General features: G+C 60.8%; 16 protein-coding genes and 1 pseudogene. 3 read left to right on the top strand and 14 right to left on the bottom strand.

Translation table 11 applies throughout. The features are described from left to right. Positions 1 to 67: 67 nt before the first annotated feature. The 14 genes and pseudogenes from AC1Q9F_RS16115 to tssA form a co-directional block, all read right to left on the bottom strand. Complete coding sequence (locus AC1Q9F_RS16115) at positions 68 to 1,594, bottom strand: sigma-54 interaction domain-containing protein (RefSeq protein WP_492620241.1); 1,527 nt, start codon at positions 1,592 to 1,594, stop codon at positions 68 to 70. Between the two features lie 10 nt (positions 1,595 to 1,604). Continuing rightward, entirely contained in the window at positions 1,605 to 4,262 is a 2,658-nt protein-coding gene (tssH, locus tag AC1Q9F_RS16110; protein WP_492620242.1) for a type VI secretion system ATPase TssH, read from the bottom strand. An 11-nt stretch (positions 4,263 to 4,273) separates the two neighbouring features. Beyond that, positions 4,274 to 5,281, bottom strand: coding sequence for a type VI secretion system baseplate subunit TssG (tssG, locus tag AC1Q9F_RS16105; RefSeq protein ID WP_007954381.1), 1,008 nt, complete (start codon positions 5,279 to 5,281; stop codon positions 4,274 to 4,276). After that, on the bottom strand, positions 5,245 to 7,032 hold the full coding sequence (tssF, locus tag AC1Q9F_RS16100; protein ID WP_007954380.1) for a type VI secretion system baseplate subunit TssF: 1,788 nt from the start codon (positions 7,030 to 7,032) through the stop codon (positions 5,245 to 5,247). The genes tssG and tssF overlap by 37 nt, the downstream gene beginning before the upstream one ends. Before the next feature lie 27 nt (positions 7,033 to 7,059). Next, complete coding sequence (locus AC1Q9F_RS16095; RefSeq protein ID WP_492620348.1) at positions 7,060 to 7,491, bottom strand: hypothetical protein; 432 nt, start codon at positions 7,489 to 7,491, stop codon at positions 7,060 to 7,062. 17 nt (positions 7,492 to 7,508) lie between these two features. Further along, positions 7,509 to 7,952 (bottom strand): hypothetical protein, encoded by a 444-nt coding sequence (locus AC1Q9F_RS16090; RefSeq protein ID WP_179693247.1) that lies wholly within the window; start codon positions 7,950 to 7,952, stop codon positions 7,509 to 7,511. After that, positions 7,949 to 8,353 carry a hypothetical protein gene (locus AC1Q9F_RS16085; protein WP_492620243.1) on the bottom strand — a complete coding sequence of 135 codons (405 nt, stop codon included), beginning with the start codon at positions 8,351 to 8,353 and terminating at the stop codon, positions 7,949 to 7,951. The genes AC1Q9F_RS16090 and AC1Q9F_RS16085 overlap by 4 nt, the downstream gene beginning before the upstream one ends. Continuing rightward, entirely contained in the window at positions 8,350 to 8,733 is a 384-nt protein-coding gene (locus tag AC1Q9F_RS16080; protein WP_323159678.1) for a hypothetical protein, read from the bottom strand. The genes AC1Q9F_RS16085 and AC1Q9F_RS16080 overlap by 4 nt, the downstream gene beginning before the upstream one ends. A gap of 20 nt (positions 8,734 to 8,753) precedes the next feature. Next, positions 8,754 to 9,137 carry a hypothetical protein gene (locus AC1Q9F_RS16075; RefSeq protein WP_221615819.1) on the bottom strand — a complete coding sequence of 128 codons (384 nt, stop codon included), beginning with the start codon at positions 9,135 to 9,137 and terminating at the stop codon, positions 8,754 to 8,756. A gap of 1,108 nt (positions 9,138 to 10,245) precedes the next feature. After that, positions 10,246 to 10,539: pseudogene (locus AC1Q9F_RS16070) on the bottom strand (PAAR domain-containing protein); the annotation flags it as partial. Positions 10,540 to 10,550: 11 nt separating this feature from the next. Then, complete coding sequence (gene tssE / locus AC1Q9F_RS16065) at positions 10,551 to 10,958, bottom strand: type VI secretion system baseplate subunit TssE (RefSeq protein ID WP_007954373.1); 408 nt, start codon at positions 10,956 to 10,958, stop codon at positions 10,551 to 10,553. A 9-nt stretch (positions 10,959 to 10,967) separates the two neighbouring features. Then, positions 10,968 to 12,443, bottom strand: a complete 1,476-nt coding sequence (gene tssC / locus AC1Q9F_RS16060) for a type VI secretion system contractile sheath large subunit (RefSeq protein ID WP_007954371.1) — start codon at positions 12,441 to 12,443, stop codon at positions 10,968 to 10,970. Positions 12,444 to 12,471: 28 nt separating this feature from the next. Next, the gene (gene tssB / locus AC1Q9F_RS16055; RefSeq protein WP_003229587.1) at positions 12,472 to 12,975 is read right to left on the bottom strand and encodes a type VI secretion system contractile sheath small subunit; all 504 of its coding nucleotides are present in this window, start codon (positions 12,973 to 12,975) and stop codon (positions 12,472 to 12,474) included. Positions 12,976 to 13,007: 32 nt separating this feature from the next. Continuing rightward, positions 13,008 to 14,570 carry a type VI secretion system protein TssA gene (tssA, locus tag AC1Q9F_RS16050; RefSeq protein WP_007954369.1) on the bottom strand — a complete coding sequence of 521 codons (1,563 nt, stop codon included), beginning with the start codon at positions 14,568 to 14,570 and terminating at the stop codon, positions 13,008 to 13,010. A gap of 692 nt (positions 14,571 to 15,262) precedes the next feature. Here tssA and AC1Q9F_RS16045 point away from each other — a divergent pair. Genes AC1Q9F_RS16045 through AC1Q9F_RS16035 form a run of 3 tightly spaced genes read left to right on the top strand, consistent with a single transcriptional unit; the run spans position 15,263 to position 17,422 of the window. Then, a complete protein-coding gene (locus AC1Q9F_RS16045; RefSeq protein WP_492620244.1) occupies positions 15,263 to 15,895 on the top strand; it encodes a CDP-alcohol phosphatidyltransferase family protein in 633 nt (210 codons plus the stop codon). Next, complete coding sequence (locus tag AC1Q9F_RS16040) at positions 15,882 to 16,481, top strand: lysophospholipid acyltransferase family protein (RefSeq protein WP_207984349.1); 600 nt, start codon at positions 15,882 to 15,884, stop codon at positions 16,479 to 16,481. The genes AC1Q9F_RS16045 and AC1Q9F_RS16040 overlap by 14 nt, the downstream gene beginning before the upstream one ends. Beyond that, entirely contained in the window at positions 16,478 to 17,422 is a 945-nt protein-coding gene (locus AC1Q9F_RS16035; RefSeq protein ID WP_492620245.1) for a phosphatidate cytidylyltransferase, read from the top strand. The genes AC1Q9F_RS16040 and AC1Q9F_RS16035 overlap by 4 nt, the downstream gene beginning before the upstream one ends. Positions 17,423 to 17,468: the final 46 nt, after the last annotated feature.

Genomic DNA, 17,468 nt, shown 5'->3' with positions numbered 1-17,468 from the left:
CACAAAGCGCCGACCCTCTCGGGCGGCGCTGAAATAGGTGTTCGAGGTGAATCCGACGGACTTTCGCCTACCCATCGAAATCACCCAGATTGATGTTCAAGCGGCCGAGCCGGTACAGCAGCGTGCGGCGCGGCAGGCCCAGTTCGCGGGCGGCGAGCGTCTGGTTACCGTCGTTCTTGCGCAGGCAATCGAGCAACAGATTGCGTTCGACCGCTTCCAGTCGTTCGCGCAGATTGAGGCCGCAGTGGTCTTCCGGCGCCGGCGCCGATTCCAGGCGCAGCGAGAAATGCTCGGCGAGCAACTCGCCGCCCTCGCACAACAGCACCGCGCGCTCGACCAGGCCTTTGAGTTCACGCACGTTGCCGGGAAAGGTGTAACCGGACAGGTGTTCCAGCGCCGCGTCCGACCAGCGCACCGGATCACGTTGCAGGAAGGTGCAGGCCTTGTCGGCGAAGTGTTTGGCCAGGTCGAGGATGTCGCCTTCGCGCTGGCGCAGGGCCGGCAACTCGATCGGGAATTGCGCGAGGCGGTAGTACAGGTCCTCACGGAATTTGCCTTCGCTGACCAGCACCGACAGATCGCGGTGCGTCGCGGCGATGATGCGCACATCGATCTTGTGGGTGTCGTTGGAACCCAGCGGACGGATCTCGCCTTCCTGCAACACGCGCAGCAACTTGGCTTGCAGCGACAGCGGCATGTCGCCGATTTCATCGAGCAACAGGGTGCCGCCATTAGCCGCATCGAACAGCCCAGCGCGGTCGCGATCGGCACCGGTGAACGCACCTTTGCGGTAGCCGAACAGCTCGCTTTCCAGCAGGTTTTCCGGGAACGCCGCGCAGTTCTGCACGATGAAGGCCTGGGACCGGCGCGGGCCGCAATCGTGGATCGCCCGCGCGACCACTTCCTTGCCGGTGCCGGTCTCGCCACGCAACAGCACGGTGTACGGGCTGTGCAGGACTTTGCTGATCAGCGAATAGGTCTGGCGCATCGCCGCGCTCTTGCCGATCAGGCCGTAGCCGCTGGCACTCGGCAGGCTGCGCACGACCGGCGCCGCCGCATCCACTGGCTGGCGCAGACGCTGCAGCAGATGCAGCTGACCAAGCACGAACGAGCCGAGCTGGCCGAGGGAATCAGCGAATCCTTGCAAGTTGATGTGGCGACGGCTGGCGCACAGCAGCAGGCCTTCGACAGCCTTCTGCTGATTGACCAGCGGCACGCACAACAGCGACTGCCACGGCGTGGACGACGCCGGCAGAAAACTGGTTTCTTGCAGGCTGCCGCCCAGGTCGTCGAAGCTCACCACGCGGTTCTGGCACAGGGCGAACTGCAACAGTTGCTCGCCGTTGTAATCCGCCGGCAGGCTCGCCGCGCTGCGCGGTTGCAGCACGCCGTCGAGGCATTCGGCGTTCATTCCCAGCGACGTGTGCGTGGCGTCCAGCAAGTACAGCTGCGTCAGTTCGCAACCGCTCAGCCCGGCCAGACCGCGCACGAAGTCACCCAGCAGCGCAGCACCGTCCGCCGCGCGCGACAGGCTGGCGAACTGCGCCAGCAAGGCTTCGGCATAGAGCAGTGGCTGCGGCACTTGAGTGAACATCACACTCACCTCAGGCGAACTCGCAGGTCACGCTGGCTTCACCGTCGAGCGTCGCATGCACGCGCTTGAGGCTTTCACCGGTGGCCATGGCGTCGAGCAAGCGGTCGGCCACCAGCGGCAGTACGTGCTGGTCGAGCAAGTGGTCGATCAGGCGCGCACCGCTTTCGCTCTGGGTGCAGCGCTCGGACAGGTGATCGACGAGGTTCTGGCACCAGCTGAAGTCCAGCTGACGACGGTTCAGGCGCTCGCCCAGACGACCGAGTTTGATCTCGATCAGCTCGCGCAGCACCGGGCCACCGACCGGGTAGTACGGCACCACTTTCATTCGCGCCAGCAAGGCCGGTTTGAAGTGTTTGCTGAGCACCGGGCGAATGGTTTCTTCCAGCACTTCGGCGGTCGGACGCGCGCCGTCTTCGCAGAGGTCGCTGATCTTGTCGCTGCCTAGGTTCGAGGTCATCAGGATCAACGTATTGCGGAAATCGATCTCGCGACCTTCGCCGTCGTTGGCCACGCCTTTGTCGAAGATTTGGTAGAACAGGTTGAGCACGTCCGGGTCGGCCTTCTCGACTTCATCGAGCAGCACCACCGAGTACGGTTTCTGGCGCACGGCTTCGGTGAGCATGCCGCCCTCGCCGTAACCGACGTAGCCTGGCGGTGCACCGATCAGGCGGGAAACCGTGTGCTTCTCCTGGAACTCGGACATGTTGATGGTGGTGATGAAACGGTCGCCGCCGTACAGCAGGTCAGCGAGCGTCAGGGCGGTTTCGGTCTTGCCGACGCCGCTCGGGCCGACCAGCAGGAACACGCCGACCGGTGCGTCAGGCTTGTTCAGGCCGGCAGCGGTGGCGCGCATCGAGCGATCCAGTGCGTGCACGGCTTGTTCCTGACCACGGATGCGGGTGCGCAGGTCGGTGGCGAAGCTGGCGACCTTGGCGTTGTGTTCGCGGGCCAGTTGCGCCAGCGGCACGCCGGTCCAGGCGCTGATCACTTCGGCCACCAGACGCGGGCAGACTTCGAAGCTGACCAGACGCTCCTTGACCTGAGCGGCGGTCAGGGCGCTGTGGGTTTCGTTGAGTTGCGCTTCCAGCGCTTCGACGCTTTGGCCTTCTTCAACTTCAGCAGCAACGGTTTCGATCACCGTGCCTTCGGCGTCTTCTTCAACGGTGACCACCGGCTCGACCGCCGCAGCTTCACGGGCCTTGGCCAGTTGCTGACGCAGTTCCAGCAGGCGCTCGGCCAGTTGTTTCTGCTCGGTCCACAGAGTTTCCAGTGCGACCATTTCCGCTTCGGCTTCGTCCAGGCGCGCTTCCAGTGCATCCAGCGCTTCGTGGTCGATCAGCAGACCGGCTTCGGCATCGCGGCGCAGGGCCTGACGCTGACGGCCACCTTCAGCCATTTCGCCGCGCAGGCGTTCCAGGCTTTCCGGGGCAGCGGCGAGGCTGATGCGCACGCGGGCGCATGCTGTGTCGAGCACATCGACAGCCTTGTCCGGCAGTTGCCGACCGGCCAGGTAACGGGCGGACAGTTCCGCTGCTGAAACCACCGCGTCATCGCGCAGGTAGATGCCGTGGCTCTTCTCGTAGACCTGAGCCAGGCCACGCAGGATGGTCACCGCTTCGCTCACGGTCGGTTCGTGCAACTGAACCGGCTGGAAACGACGGGCCAGCGCCGGGTCTTTCTCGAAGTATTTCTTGTACTCGGCCCAGGTGGTCGCGGCGATGGTGCGCAGTTCACCGCGCGCCAGTGCCGGTTTCAGCAGGTTGGCCGCGTCGGAACCGCCGGCATTGCCGCCCGCGCCGATCAGGGTGTGGGCTTCGTCGATGAACAGGATGATCGGTTTCGGCGAGGCTTTGACCTCGTCGATCACGCCTTTCAGACGACGCTCGAATTCACCTTTGACGCTGGCGCCGGCCTGCAACAGGCCCATGTCCAGCGACAGCAGCTCGACGCCCTTGAGCACTTGCGGCACTTCGCCGGCAGCGATGCGCGAGGCCAGGCCTTCGACGATGGCGGTTTTACCGACACCGGCTTCACCGACCACGATCGGGTTGTTCTTGCGGCGACGGGCGAGGATGTCGACCATCTGGCGGATCGCGCCATCGCGGCACAGCACCGGGTCGAGTTTGCCGTCGCGGGCCTGTTGGGTCAGGTTGTGGGTGAAGCGCTCCAGCAGCGATTCGCCCTGGGCGGCCGGTTTGCCGTTGGCCGCTGCCTGAGGCTGTTGCGACAGGGCAAATTCTTTCAGGCGATCGATGTTCAGTTTGGCGAGCAACGGCTGGTAGCGGCTGCCGGCGTAACGCATCGGGTTGCGCAGCAGCGCGAGGATCAGCGCCGCGTCTTCGACCGAGGTCTGGCCCAGTTCAAGGTTGGCCACCAGCAGCGCGTCTTGCAGCCACTGCACCAGCTCCGGAGCGAACACCGGGTTGCGCGAAGCGCTGTGCTCGACCCGCGATTGCAGGGCGGCGCTCAGTTCGCCGGCATCAACGTCGGCATCCTGCAATGCGCGCGCGAGCAGACCGTTCGGGCGCTCCAGCAGGCCGAGCAGCAAGTCTTCGACCAGAATCTTGCTGCCGCCACGGGCCACGCAGCGCTCGGCCGAACGCTCCAGATCGCGACGGGTTTCGGCGTCCAGCGCCTGGATGAGTTGTTGCAGGTCTACGTTGATCATGGCTCACGTCCTTAATGAATTTTGCTGCCCAGGGTCACCACGCCGTCTGCTTTTTCGCAGCCCAGCCAACTGGTCCACCCCAGGCGACAGTCGTTCTTCTCGCCAATGCGCAGCTCGCGGATTTCTTCCGGGCGCAGCACCAGGCGAATGTCGTAATCGAGCGGGTCACGCAAGGTGAACCGCACCAGCGCGCAGAGCGGCTGGTAACCGAAACCGATGGGCAGGAATTCGTGGAATCGCTCCCAGTCGAGTTCGGTGATGTGAATGCGGAACTTGCCGCTGCGGTCGCGCACGTGTTCGCCCAGCACCAGGTCTTCACCCAGTACGCTGTTGGCGAAGCCGAGGCGGTTGCGCTGTTCTTCGAGGATCTCCACGCGGCGCTCGATGCACTGCTCGATGACCAGGTCTTCGTGCTTGAAGTAGTACCGCAGCACCGCTTCGATCAGCGCCGCCGAGTGCGCCCGCAAGCTGAGCAGGCCGAGGTACGGCAGCAGGCGCTTCCAGTTCAGTTCCTTGGCCTTGCGGATCTCGTCACCGCCGAGGCCGATCAGGGCGAACAGCTGCGACGAGAACGGGTCGACCGCGCCACTCTGGAAGCTCGCGCGATAGCGGTACTTGCGCCAGATCGGCAGCATCAGCCGTTGCAGGCGATGGTGGAACAGGTCGAGGAAATTGCGCGTCGGGTTGCCGTCTTCGCTGTCGCCCAGGGCTTGCTCGCCATAGAACGCCGGCAGCGGCGAGCCGGAACCGACCAGGCCGATCAGGTTGAAGCGCAGACGCGCGCGCATCTGCCCGTGCTCTTCGAAAAACTCGACACGATCGACATCGCTGCGCGGAAATCCGAGGCTCGGGTTGGCCTGGAATTCCAGCTGGTCGTACAGGTCGTCTTCGCTCAGGTACGGGTGCGCATCGCGCAGCCGGTCGATCACCAGCAGCACGGCCTGAAACAGCGAGTACTCGCGTATTACCTTCGTCAGCCCGCTTAAAGCAGGGGCTGCAGGCCCATACGTGGTGTCCATTGGTACACCTCTCCCTGTGTGCTTTTTACCCGCAGCTCGTGGAATGAATTGAGACTGGCGTAAAGCGCGAAAAACTCGTTGAGAACCGAGGCGAAGACGAACAGGTCGCCCTCACCGATATACCCTTCCGGGTCGATGGTCAGTTCGGTGCGCAAACCGCGCACCGGCAGGCCACGGTGCAACCGGTCCACGTGGTGATGCTTGATCAGTTTCAGACCGCCCAATAGGCGTTTGCTGACCTTCTCCGCGTGCTGGTCGTAGTAGCGCGGCAGGTCGTAGGTTTCGAGAATCACCTTCAGTGCATTGACGTCGGCCAGCGACAGATAGTTAAGCGACATGTTGCTGATCAGCTTCCACAGGAAGTCACGGTTCAGCGGCGGCGCAAAACTGGAAGTGGCCGGGGTGATGTTGCGGAAACTCAGGAACTCGGGGGTCTCTTCGCAGGCCATGCAGATCTGCCCGAGCTTGAGTTTGCGCGGCAGGTTCTGGTTGGTGCAGACCAGTTCGATCGACAGGGTTTCATGGGCTTCGGTGTGGCGGATACCGAAGCTCAGGTAGGTGTCGAGGCCGTCGTGCAGCAGCGACGAACGCTGGCGGATGCTGTAATGCGGACGGCTGTTGGGCACGTCGAAGCTCGGGTCGTGCTCGAAGGATTCGAACGGCACGTATTCCTGATAGCCGAGGCCGCCGGGCTTCCAGCCAGTCACGGTTTCCACCGAGAACACACCGCAGTTTTCCAGATCGAATTCCGCCGGCAACAGCAGGTACTCGTCCTGCTTGCCGTCGAGGCGAATCGGCAGTGCGTCGTGCTTGAACAGGTTGACGATCGGCGTGCAGAACAGCTTCACGTTATCCGTCGTCGGACGCATGCGCATGATGCCGCTCTTGCGGATGTCGAAGCGCAATTCCAGGCCGCGCATCTGCTTGAGCGTGTCTTCCGGCAGCGCCTTGAGGATGTCCAGACCGTGGACATCGACGAACAGGAATTTGTCCTGGAAGGCGAAGTATTCCTGCAGGTAGCGATAGCCGCGGAAGGTGTTCAGCGGATACGGGATCAACGCTTCTTCTTCGGCAAAGCCCACTGGCTTGACGCGGTCGCCCGGAATCTTGAACGCCATCGGCTTGCCGCTCACGCCATCGATAGGCTTGCCAGCGCCGTCGAGCGGGATCAGTTCGATGCCGTCGAGGTTGCGCAGCAGGCTCAGGTAGAGCATCTGGCTGATGTAACGCTCGCCGGCAAAGTGCAGGCGCAGCTTGCTCAGTTCCAGCTCGCCGAGGTGGCCGTCGGCACTCATCTCCAGGCGCAAGCTGAGCAGCGAACCGTCGCCCTTCACCGAGTAGTTCAGCGCGGCCAGATCCAGCGCCATGACTTCGGTCGGGTAGCAGGTGCGGAAGCGGCAACGCACGTCTTCGATCGGCACGCTTTCAATCGGCGTATCCCGCTCGACCTTCAGCGCCGGCCCCGAACGCTTGAGCGGATCGAACTGCAGAATGCTGAACGCCGGCAGCGGGCGCATGTAGTTCGGCCACAGCAGCTGCATCAGGGAATGGCTGAGCTCCGGCAGCTCGTCATCGAGCTTCTGGCGCAGCCGCCCGGTCAGAAACGCAAAGCCTTCCAGCAACCGCTCCACATCCGGATCCCGCCCGGCCTGCCCCAGGAACGGCGCCAACGCCGGACTACGCTCGGCGAAACGGCGGCCCAGTTGGCGCAGTGCGGTGAGTTCGCTTTGGTAGTAGTGGTTAAAGGACACGGGTTACCTGCCTGGTAGTGGAACTCATCAAAAAAATATCCTGTAGAGCGCAACCGTCACGCCGGCACACACGTAACCGCCGATCAGGAGGTACGGCACGAGCAGGATCCATCCGTAGGCCATGAAAGCATTGTCGAACGGCCCGACGACCAGGCTGCACAAGCCATAAAGCATCCATGGCACCGCGTAGAAAGGGATGAACTTCAACGGCGCCAACCAGACCATCCGCAGCGCCTGCTGCTCATTGCGGCTCTTCGCGGCCCGCGATACCCACAGCGCAAACAACAACAGTCCGGGCATGCCGAACCACAACAGATACACCCAGTGGGTCTCGGACGAATCGAATGTCGAATAATCGCCAATCCACAGGCCATAGGATGAAAACGCCAGCATGGCCAAGAATGGCGTCCACAAGGCACCCATGAAAAAACCCAGCTGCGCGCGGCTGAGAATGGGCATCTCGTTCGATACACCGATCACGGGCAGGCCCTCATCTTCGAAACCACGTCCTGCGAAGCAATCGCAGGCAATGCCTGCCGCATCAACGCGCGCTTTTCCAGGCGCAGCTCAATGACCTGCGTGGCCAGAATCGCCAGCAACGTCACCCCGCCCTGAGCCACGGTGTAGAACAGCGCCCGCAACGGGTTGTCGGGCACCATCATGAATAGAATCCAGGCAACCATTAGTGCGAGCAGGCCCAGCTTGGCCCACAGTTTCGGGATAATCGCGGCCAGCGCGTTCACCCCGAAAAAGATGTAAATGAACATGTAGTGAGCAATACCGATCGCCACCCCACGGGTAGTAAATCCGCCGTTAAACGCCTTGTAGGCCACAACGACTGCGTTGTTCAGAAATACGTAGGCCACGCATCCCACCGCGTGAATCACCAGACACAGAGCAAGGCGCACGTAGATATTCATCGCTGCGCAATTCCCTGTTTTTGCGGCGTGATCGCGACGCCCGTGTACAGATAGAGCTCGACGCCATCGTAGCCGCCGACAGCTGCGGCGCTGAGCGGATAACTGTCTCGGGTGCCGTACCGAACCCAGCCTTCAGTCCACATACCGCCACTCTCGTGACGAATCTCCACGTAATAATCCGGCGCTTCGTTCCTGGTAATTTCAACGAATACCCCGCCATCCTCGGCCCCAATCCACAGCGCATTGGGATGGGCGAACAGCTTGGGCCCGGTGGAGCGCTCCATTCGCAACAACAACGCAAGGCCGACCAGAATCGTCAGCAAACCGACCGAGCTGAGAAAAGCTACAAGGCATTGCCAGGCACTGAGCTTCTTGGAGCCGATCCGAAAAAAGCGCTTCATGGGCAGAAAGCCCCGTTATCGACCGTCCATGAGCGAACACCCCTTTCTTCTATTTTTTCTATGCTCGCCAAGGCTTTTCGTAATGTCTGCGCGTCGATGGTTTTAGTCGCGGCCGGACTTTTAAGCTTCAGGCTGTATCGGTCGCTGATCTGACCTGATACGTCTTCGCCGAAGGATTGATAGTTGGCGACGGAGCTGCGCTCATTCGGAGCCAACGTGAAGCTGCGTGGTTGATCGTCGTAGTTGGAGTCGTTTGCCAACGTCAGCTCCAGCGGTACTCCACAAGTGTTCTGCAGGTACACGTCATTGCGATAGACCCGTTGAGCAGCGCAGGCAGTCAACGTGGCCAAAAACGCGAAAGGCCCGGACCAGCCCAACATGCACATGATTCCTGACAGCTTCATGGGCAGATCGAAGCCTCACGGATCGTCCACTCGCGCTGGGTTCCTTCAGTAACTTTCTCGACAACTGCCAGGCGCTGTTTCAACTGAGTGGCGTCAATGGATTTACTGCCCGCAGCGTCGTCGATGGTCAGCTGATAGTTGCTCGGGATCTGTTCGATCACGTCTTCACCGTACGAGGCAAAACTCGCCACGAGCGCACGAGCGCCTGCTGCAACTGTCAGGTTGCGATCCAGTGAGTGCATGTTTGAGCTATTGGAAACCTTCATCTCGAGTGGCTGGCCACAACGGTTCTCCATGTACACATGGTTGTTGTAGACCTGCTGCGCCGCGCAGCCGTACAAGGAAACAAACAGCAGGATGAAACCGGCGAACCTAGTCATCGAATTCAACCCTGGCCAGCCAAAGCAGGCTTTTCACGTCCTGTTCAGAAGCAGCCATGCGCTTCTGCAGGTTGGTGGACGTCTGGGTGTAGCTGCTGAAGTAATGCATGACATCCACCTCACCCGTGCTCGGTGTCGGGTGGTTTGCCTTGGGGTTTTGCATCAACGTTGAGGTTTCTTTGTGTGTCCACGAGTAGTTCGGGATCAGCCCACCACCGTATTCGTTGAGAATCAGATGCCCGAATTCATGGGCTGAGGTCTCTTTGAACTCTTCCTGCGCATAGTTGGCAGCATCCGCAGCCGCAAGGCCTTGACGCTTGACGAGTTGGTCAAAGGCATAGCCAGCGTTGTGGTAAACCTTCCGGGCAATTGCCAGACTGGTCGAACGACCAAAATCCTTGGACAACGAGTCAATCAACGGGAAGTTCCCGGCCTTGGGCTCGACATTGACCTCGGCCTTGACCGTGACTTTGTAGACCCCTTTGCTGGTCGTGATTCCTTCGGCAATGCCACCACCGCGCGTACCATTGCGTGACCAATACAATTCGATGCCTTCCTTCGCCCAATCCAGCAAAGTGCTGAACGGCGTAGGCACCAGGCCAGGCGTAGAACCACTGCTGCCACCCTCCGAGAAGCTCGGGCGCAGCGTCACTTCCACGGTCTTGGCATTGCGATCAATACGCACGTCGACCCACTTCACCTCTTCAGCCGAACACGCGAGCTTAACTTCGGTGACTTGCTGCTTGCCCGCTCCGGTCGCGGTCAGACGAAGTTTGAGGTTCGGGCTTTTCAGGGTTTTGGTGTCGAGGATGCCGGCAGTATCGTACCCATCCCATTGCCACAGATGCTTGCCAGGGGGCAGGAACGGGGTGGTATTGGCTTCGGTGTAGACCGGCTTTTCGCCGTCCAGCACTTCCAGCTTCACACTGTCTGCCGCATCCATGCGGTTCTCGACGACGAAGTCGACCAGCTCACGGTTTTTCGATGGTCCGGATTTCAGCTCATCGAAGTCCGGTATCTCCAGCGGCGTCAGAACCGAGTTGCCACCCGACTTGAGACCCAGTCGGTAATCCAGAGCAGCGGCGACCGCAAGGGCGACAAGCCCCGAAAACGGTGCAGGCGAATGCGAATTGCCGATGATTACCGTCCCGGACCCGGCAGTGACCTTGTTGCCATGGGCTCCGACCGACCCTACGGTTGCGGCCGGTTTGCCGTTGATCAGAACGGTGGTCGCAAGGTCGCCGACCAATGCACTGCCACACGCCGAGGCATCGCCCTGGCGGGCCGCCGGGAGGCCGTCGAAGAACACGTCGCCGGAACCGGCGGCGATCGGGTTGGTGCCGTGGCCGGGGAGCGGGCAAGCGGTGGGGTCGGATACGCGTGCTGCTGGTTTGCCAGACATCGGGGTTCTCCTTAGTTGACCTTCACTTGACCGCTGCCATCCAGGCGCGCGGCGAAACTGACCTGACGCTTGAAACCCTCGACTTCCAGCAGGCCTTCGATGCTGAAGGCCAGGCGAAGCTGATCGTGGTCACGCGGCAGGGAAATGACACGCACGTTGCTCAGGCGCGGCTCGTAGGCTTCGATGAAGCTTTCGATGGCCAGGCGGGCCTGACTCAGGGAGTCGTGCAGGCTCAGGCGCATGTCATTGAGATCGGGCAACCCGTAGTCGGACAGCGTTTGCACGCTGCCGGCCCGGGTGCTGAGCATTTTGGCCAGATGGGCAGCCACCGACGCCATGGCCGAAGCCTCGAGGCTCCTGCCCTTGCGTAGTTCCGCGTCGCCGTTGAGGCGTTCGAAAAGGCTGCCGTATCCGTCCATGAGTCGCTCTTACTCTTTGTCCAGCTTGCCAACCAGCGACAGGGTGAAATCGGCACCCATGTACTTGAAGTGCGGACGCACGTTCAGGCTGACGCGGTACCAGCCCGGCTCGCCTTCAACGTCGCTGACGATCACTTGCGCAGCGCGCAGCGGACGACGGCCACGTACTTCGGCGCTCGGGTTTTCCTGGTCGGCCACGTACTGGCGGATCCACTTGTTCAGTTCCAGCTCGAGGTCGGTACGCTCTTTCCACGAACCGAGTTGCTCGCGCTGCAGCACTTTCAGGTAGTGAGCCAGGCGGTTGACGATCATCATGTACGGCAGTTGGGTGCCGAGCTTGTAGTTCAGCTCTGCAGCCTTGCCTTCTGCGCTGATGCCGAAGAACTTCGGCTTCTGCACCGAGCTTGCGGAGAAGAACGCCGCGTTGTCGGAGCCTTTACGCATGGTCAGGGAGATGAAGCCTTCCTCGGCCAGTTCGTATTCACGACGGTCGGAAACCAGAACCTCGGTAGGAATCTTGGTTTCGATTTCGCCCATGCTTTCGAAGTGGTGCAGAGGCAGGTCTTCAACGGCGCCGCCGCTCTGTGGGCCGATGATGTTCGGGCACCAGCGGAATTTGGCGAAGCTGTCGGTCAGCTTGGTGCCGAACGCGTAAGCGGTGTTGCCCCACAGGTAGTGCTCGTGGCTGTTGGCAACGTTTTCCTTGTACACGAACGATTTGACCGGGTTCTCTTCCGGGTCGTACGGGTTACGCAGCAGGAAACGCGGAACGGTCAGGCCAACGTAGCGGGAGTCTTCCGAGGTACGGAAGCTCTGCCATTTGGTGAATTGCGGGCCTTCGAAGTGATCTTTCAGATCCTTCAGGTCCGGCAGACCGGTGAAGCTTTCCAGGCCGAAGAATTTCGGGCCGGCAGCGGCGATGAACGGTGCGTGGGACATGCAGGCTACGCTGGAAACGTACTGCATCAGTTTCACGTCCGGCGAGCTTGGGGACAGGTAGTAGTTGGCAATGATCGCGCCAACCGGCTGACCACCGAACTGGCCGTATTCAGCGGTGTAGATGTGCTTGTACAGGCCCGACTGCATCACTTCCGGCGAATCTTCGAAGTCGTCCAGCAGGTCGTCCTTGGAGACGTTGAGGATTTCGATCTTGATGTTTTCGCGGAAGTTGGTGCGGTCGACCAGCAGTTGCAGGCCACGCCACGACGATTCCAGCGCCTGGAAGTCCGGGTGGTGCAGGATTTCGTCCATCTGACGGCTGAGCTTGGCATCGATCTCGGCGATCATGCGGTCAACCATGGCTTTCTTGACCGGCTCACCGTTGTTCTGCGGCTTGAGCAGCTCTTCGATGAACGCCGACACACCGCGCTTGGCGATGTCGTAGGCTTCGTCGTCCGGCGTCAGGCGGGTTTCGGCGATGATGCTGTCGAGGATGCTGTACTCGCCGTTTTCTGCGGCGTTCTGTTGTGCTGCGCTAGTGCTCATTGTGTTGGCTTCCTTGGCTGCTGGAGTCTCAAGCGTCCGGGGCTGCGGCGTTCAGGCCCAGCTCACCGAGTACGCGACCGCGGGATTCGTCGTCGGCGAGCACGCCTTCGATGGCTTTACGGAACGCAGGTGCGTTACCCAGCGGGCCTTTGAGGGCCACCAGCGCGTCGCGCAGTTCCATCAGTTTTTTCAGCTCAGGCACTTGCTCGACCAGGCTGGCCGGGTTGAAGTCCTTCATGGAGTTGACGCGCAGTTGCACAGCCAGCTCGTCGGCCTCGCCATCTTCCTGCAGACGGTTCGGCACGCTCAGCGTCAGACCCAGCTCTTGCTTGGCCAGCACTTCGTCGAAGGTCATCTTGTCGATGCTGATCGGCTTGCGATCCTCGATCTTGCGATCGTCCTTGCGGTGGGTGTAGTCACCGATTGCCAGCAGCTTCAGCGGCAGTTCAATCTCTTCCTGAGCACCGCCGGTGGCGGGTTTGAAGGTGACGTTGATGCGTTCCTTGGGGGCTACCGAGCCTTCTTTGGCCATGGCTTTTCTCCTTGCGGTTGTGGCCCTGGGGCCTATTCGAGTACCACTTCGAGATCGAGGTGGCACAGCCTGCGATAAATCTCTTCCTTGCGTTCACGTACGGCATGGTTCTGCGGTAACAACTCGCAGCAACTGTGCAGCAGGTGCAGCACTTCCAATGCAAGATCGGGCTCCCAGGCGTGCAGGCCTGAGTCCTGTAATGTCTGATCGAGGGTTTCGAGCTGGTTCTTGGCGAGTTCGTATTTCTTGGCCAGGAAGCACAGCCGCGCGAGGGCGAACTGCCAGAAGAAGCGCTCGCGCCCGCCGTGCGCCGATTGCAGGCCCTGCTTGAGGATCTGCACCGCCGGTTTGAGGCCTTCCTTGCGCAGGATCGGCTGAACTTCTTCGAGGGCCTTTTCCCAGGCTGGCTGGGTTTCGACGTTCTCGGTCTCGACCTTGCGCGGCGCACTCGCGCTTTGCAGGTGCGGCATGACGTTGCCGGCGATCCACGCCCGGGTGGACGGATCGGCGAACGGCGCGCCGTCATGGAAACGCAGCTCGATGATGCCGGGCAGGCGCTGAATCAAAAGCGCGAAGTGGATTTCCACTTCGCGCATGGCCAGCTCGGCGTTGAGGTTCTGGAGACATTCCCAGACCATTCGCTGGCCATCGAACCAGAACGGCGCCTTCGCCAGGCTCGCCTCCAGTTCCACCAGCAGGTCGGCGTATTTGCCCTGATCGAAACGGTCCTGATACTGCTTGAGCTTGTCGACCGGCAACCCGCGCAGCACGGTGATCTGCTCGGCGTTACGCTCGGGGACCGCGTCGATCGTCATCCACAGCAAGGTGCGGTTGAGGCGCAGGGCGCGCAGGTCGGTGGCTTTCTGCTTGAGCCACCAGGCGCACAACGGGCGGGCGCTTTCCTGCTGGGCTCGCAGCGCCTTGTGGGCTTCTTTTTCGTTGTCGATCGGCGCCCCGGGGGCCAGCAACTGGCTGGCGGCCTGCTTGACCTGCGCCACCGCCGCGCCCACCACGCCGGGTGCCGGCTGGTTGTCGGCGGCGCGCTGGATCATGGTTTTCAGGCGGCGGGAAAGCGGCAGCAACAGCGGCGCGTCATCGCCCAGATGCTCGGTGCAGGCGGCGTCGAGACCTGACAGGTGCTCGGACAGTTGCCGGAACATCGGCAGCTGTTCCTTGATCGCGATGTTCTCGGTAATCACCTGCTCAAGGCGCGGCACCAGCCAGCCAATGGCGGCGGCCCGGGTGCGGGGTTTGAGCGGGTGAACCTCGGCCCAGTTGTTTTCCGACAAGTGGTGCAGCAAACCGAGGCCGGCGAGCAGGCCGGGGAAGGATTCACGCTGGTACAGCGACCACGTCAGCCAGGCGCCGACCCGCAAATCCTTGGATTGGGTACGCAGGAGGTTTTCGCTGTTTTCGCGAATTTTCAGCCAGTCGATCTGCCCGCTTTCGTGCATCGACGAGGCTTTGGCCAGCTCGCTTTCCAGCGCCTCGAATTCGCTCGAAAAGCGAACGTCTTCGCCCGCAAAATTCTCTTTGGAAACAGAGACTTTAGCGAGTTCGAGGTAATGGGCGGAAAGTTTGCTTGAGTAGGACATCCATGGCCTTTGTTTGGATTACGGTCGTGCGCCTATTGGAGTTGCAGCGGCGCGGGGACAGTATCGAAGAGCAGTGAGAAGACTCATCCAATTGAGTGTGTGCTCTTTCAAGTGGGCGCATCGTAATCACTATGATGGCCACTAGCAAGCATCTGATTAAACAACAAGACGAACTGTTCATTGGGCGCTGTAGGAGATCGCCCTATATGTGTCAGGGGTTTCCCTGATATCCGCTTATATCGCCAAACCCTTTGAAACCGCGGCGTAACCGGCGTCCCAGAGCGGTTGCCTGAAACCCGCCGACGCCTCCCTGAACGCGCGTTCCAAAATACCGACGAAAGCATGACAACACTGGAAAGAAAATAAAGTAGGAATCTTCCGAAAACAGACGTGCATCTTTAAACAAATCCCGGAGGACAACAGGTAACAATAAAAGTGCCATCAATCTGATGTCATCCGACACTTTGCATACTTCACAAGACTTCTTTGCCCGCACAATTGCAGGACTTCACGCAAGTCGCCGTCAATTCATCAAGCCATCGCCCTGCTTAAGCACACACTTTCGATGTGGATTGTTCTGACAAATGTCACGGACTGTTCTTACATCAATATATTTCATGCTGCGAACGTGCCTTTATATTGCCAGCCTCAGTCATCAATTGACGGCTTACCACTGATACGGACATTGGCAAATGGATGAAAACAGACGACCCATCAAGACCCGCTCGGCGGGCTGGGCGAGACGCTTCACGGATGAGTTGGTCAAGCGGGACATCTCCCCCAACCAGATCTCCGTCATCAGCATGCTCTTCGCGCTGTTCGGCGCGGTGACGCTGAACATCGACAACGGCGTGGCCGGTTCGCTCTGCTGCATCGTCGGCATTCAGTTGCGGCTGCTGTGCAATCTGTTCGACGGGATGGTGGCAATTGAAGGCGGCAAGCAATCAGCCGTTGGCAGTCTGTACAACGAGTTTCCAGACCGGGTCGCCGACAGCCTGCTGATCGTCGGGCTGGGTTTTGCCATCGGCCAGTCCGACCTCGGCTGGTTTGCCGCACTGGCCGCTGCGCTGACAGCGTATGTCCGGGTGTTCGGCGGTTCACTCGGGCTCACGCAGAACTTCATGGGGCCGATGGCCAAGCAGCACCGGATGGCGGTGATGACCGTGGCGTTGCTGTTGAACGTGTTCGAAACCATTTACTACGCGACCCACTACGCTTTGCTGATTGCGCTGGTGATCGTCGCCCTTGGCTCCGTCGCCACCTGCGTGACGCGCACCCTGGCCATCGCCAGACAACTGAAGGGGAATGCCCATGTGGATCAGTAATGCGCTGATTTCGGTGCTGCGTTTCCTGATCGGTGTGACCGCCCGCTGGGAAAGCCCGCCGGACCTCACGCGCCAGCGTATCTACTACGCCAACCACACCAGCCACATGGACACCCTGGCGATCATCGCCGCACTGCCGCCGGAAGCGCGGTTGAACGTGAAACCGGTGGCGGCCGCCGACTACTGGGGCAAGAACCGCTTCCTGTCGTACATCTCGCAGAAAGGCCTGAACGCGGTGCTGATCGAGCGTAATCCGGCGCCGGGCACCAATGTACTGGAGCCCATCTTCGATGTGGTGCGGGCCGGTCATTCGATCATCATTTTCCCTGAAGGCACGCGCTCCACGCAGGCGCTGCCGGGGGAATTCAAGTCTGGAATCTTCCGTCTGGCCGAGACCTTTCCCGAGGTCGATCTGGTGCCGATCTACCTGGAAAACCTGCATCGCTCGATGCCAAAAGGCAAACATGTGCCGCTGCCGATCATCTGCACGATCCGCATCGGCGATCCGCTGCAAAGAATTGCCGGCGAGGAAAAACAGGCGTTTCTGGAACGGGCGCGTGACGCCATCGTGAGGTTGTCGAAATGAGTCTGGAAACCAAGTTCCTGTGGTTCTTCGCGGCCATCGCTGCACTGCTGGCGGTGGCTTCGCTGGTTGGCGGCGTACTCGCCAGACGCGCCAAAAGCGAAAGCTCGATCGCGACCATCGAAAACCTCAACCAGCGCGTGAACGCGTGGTGGGGGATGGTGATTATTTTCTTCGTGTCCTGGCTGCTCGGCCCCAACGCGACGGTGGTGCTGTTCGGTTTCATTTCGCTGTTTGCGCTGCGCGAGTTCATCACCCTGACGCCCACCGCGCGCGGTGACCACAACGCGCTGTTCTCGGCGTTTTTCATTCTGATCCCGCTGCAATACCTGCTGATCGGCACCCATTGGTATTCGATGTTCACGCTGCTGGTGCCGGTGTACGCGTTTCTGCTGCTGCCGGCGATTGCCGTGTTGAGCCAGGACACCGAGGGCTTTCTGGAGCGCACGGCGAAGATTCAGTGGGGCGTGATGATCTGCATTTACTGCATCAGTCATGCGCCGGCGCTGTTGTTGCTCGACCTGCAGGGGTTTCAGGGCCAGAACGCCCTGCTGCTGTTCTACCTGGTGTTCGTGGTGCAGATGAGCGACGTGCTGCAGTACGTGTTCGGCAAGCTCTTCGGCAAACGCAAGGTTGCGCCGCTGGTGAGCCCGTCAAAAACCGTGGAAGGGCTGGTCGGCGGCGGCCTGTCCGCCACGCTGATCGGTGGCTGCATGTTCTGGATGACACCGTTCAGCTTCTGGCAATCGCTGCTGATGTCGCTGGTCATCGTGGTGATGGGCTTCCTCGGCGGCCTGGTCATGTCGGCGATCAAGCGCAGCCTGAGCGCCAAGGACTGGGGCACGATGATCAAGGGCCACGGCGGGATGCTCGACCGGATGGATTCGATCTGTTTCGCAGCGCCGATCTTCTTTCACCTGACCCGGTACTTCTTTTCGGCCTGATCCGGACGAAATCATCGGGCACAAAAAATGGGCACCCGACCGCAAT

The organism is Pseudomonas sp. GW823-FHT04A03 (assembly GCF_058796615.1).
The sequence above is the reverse complement of the archived record's forward strand: the minus strand, read 5'-3'. Positions and strand labels throughout refer to the sequence as shown.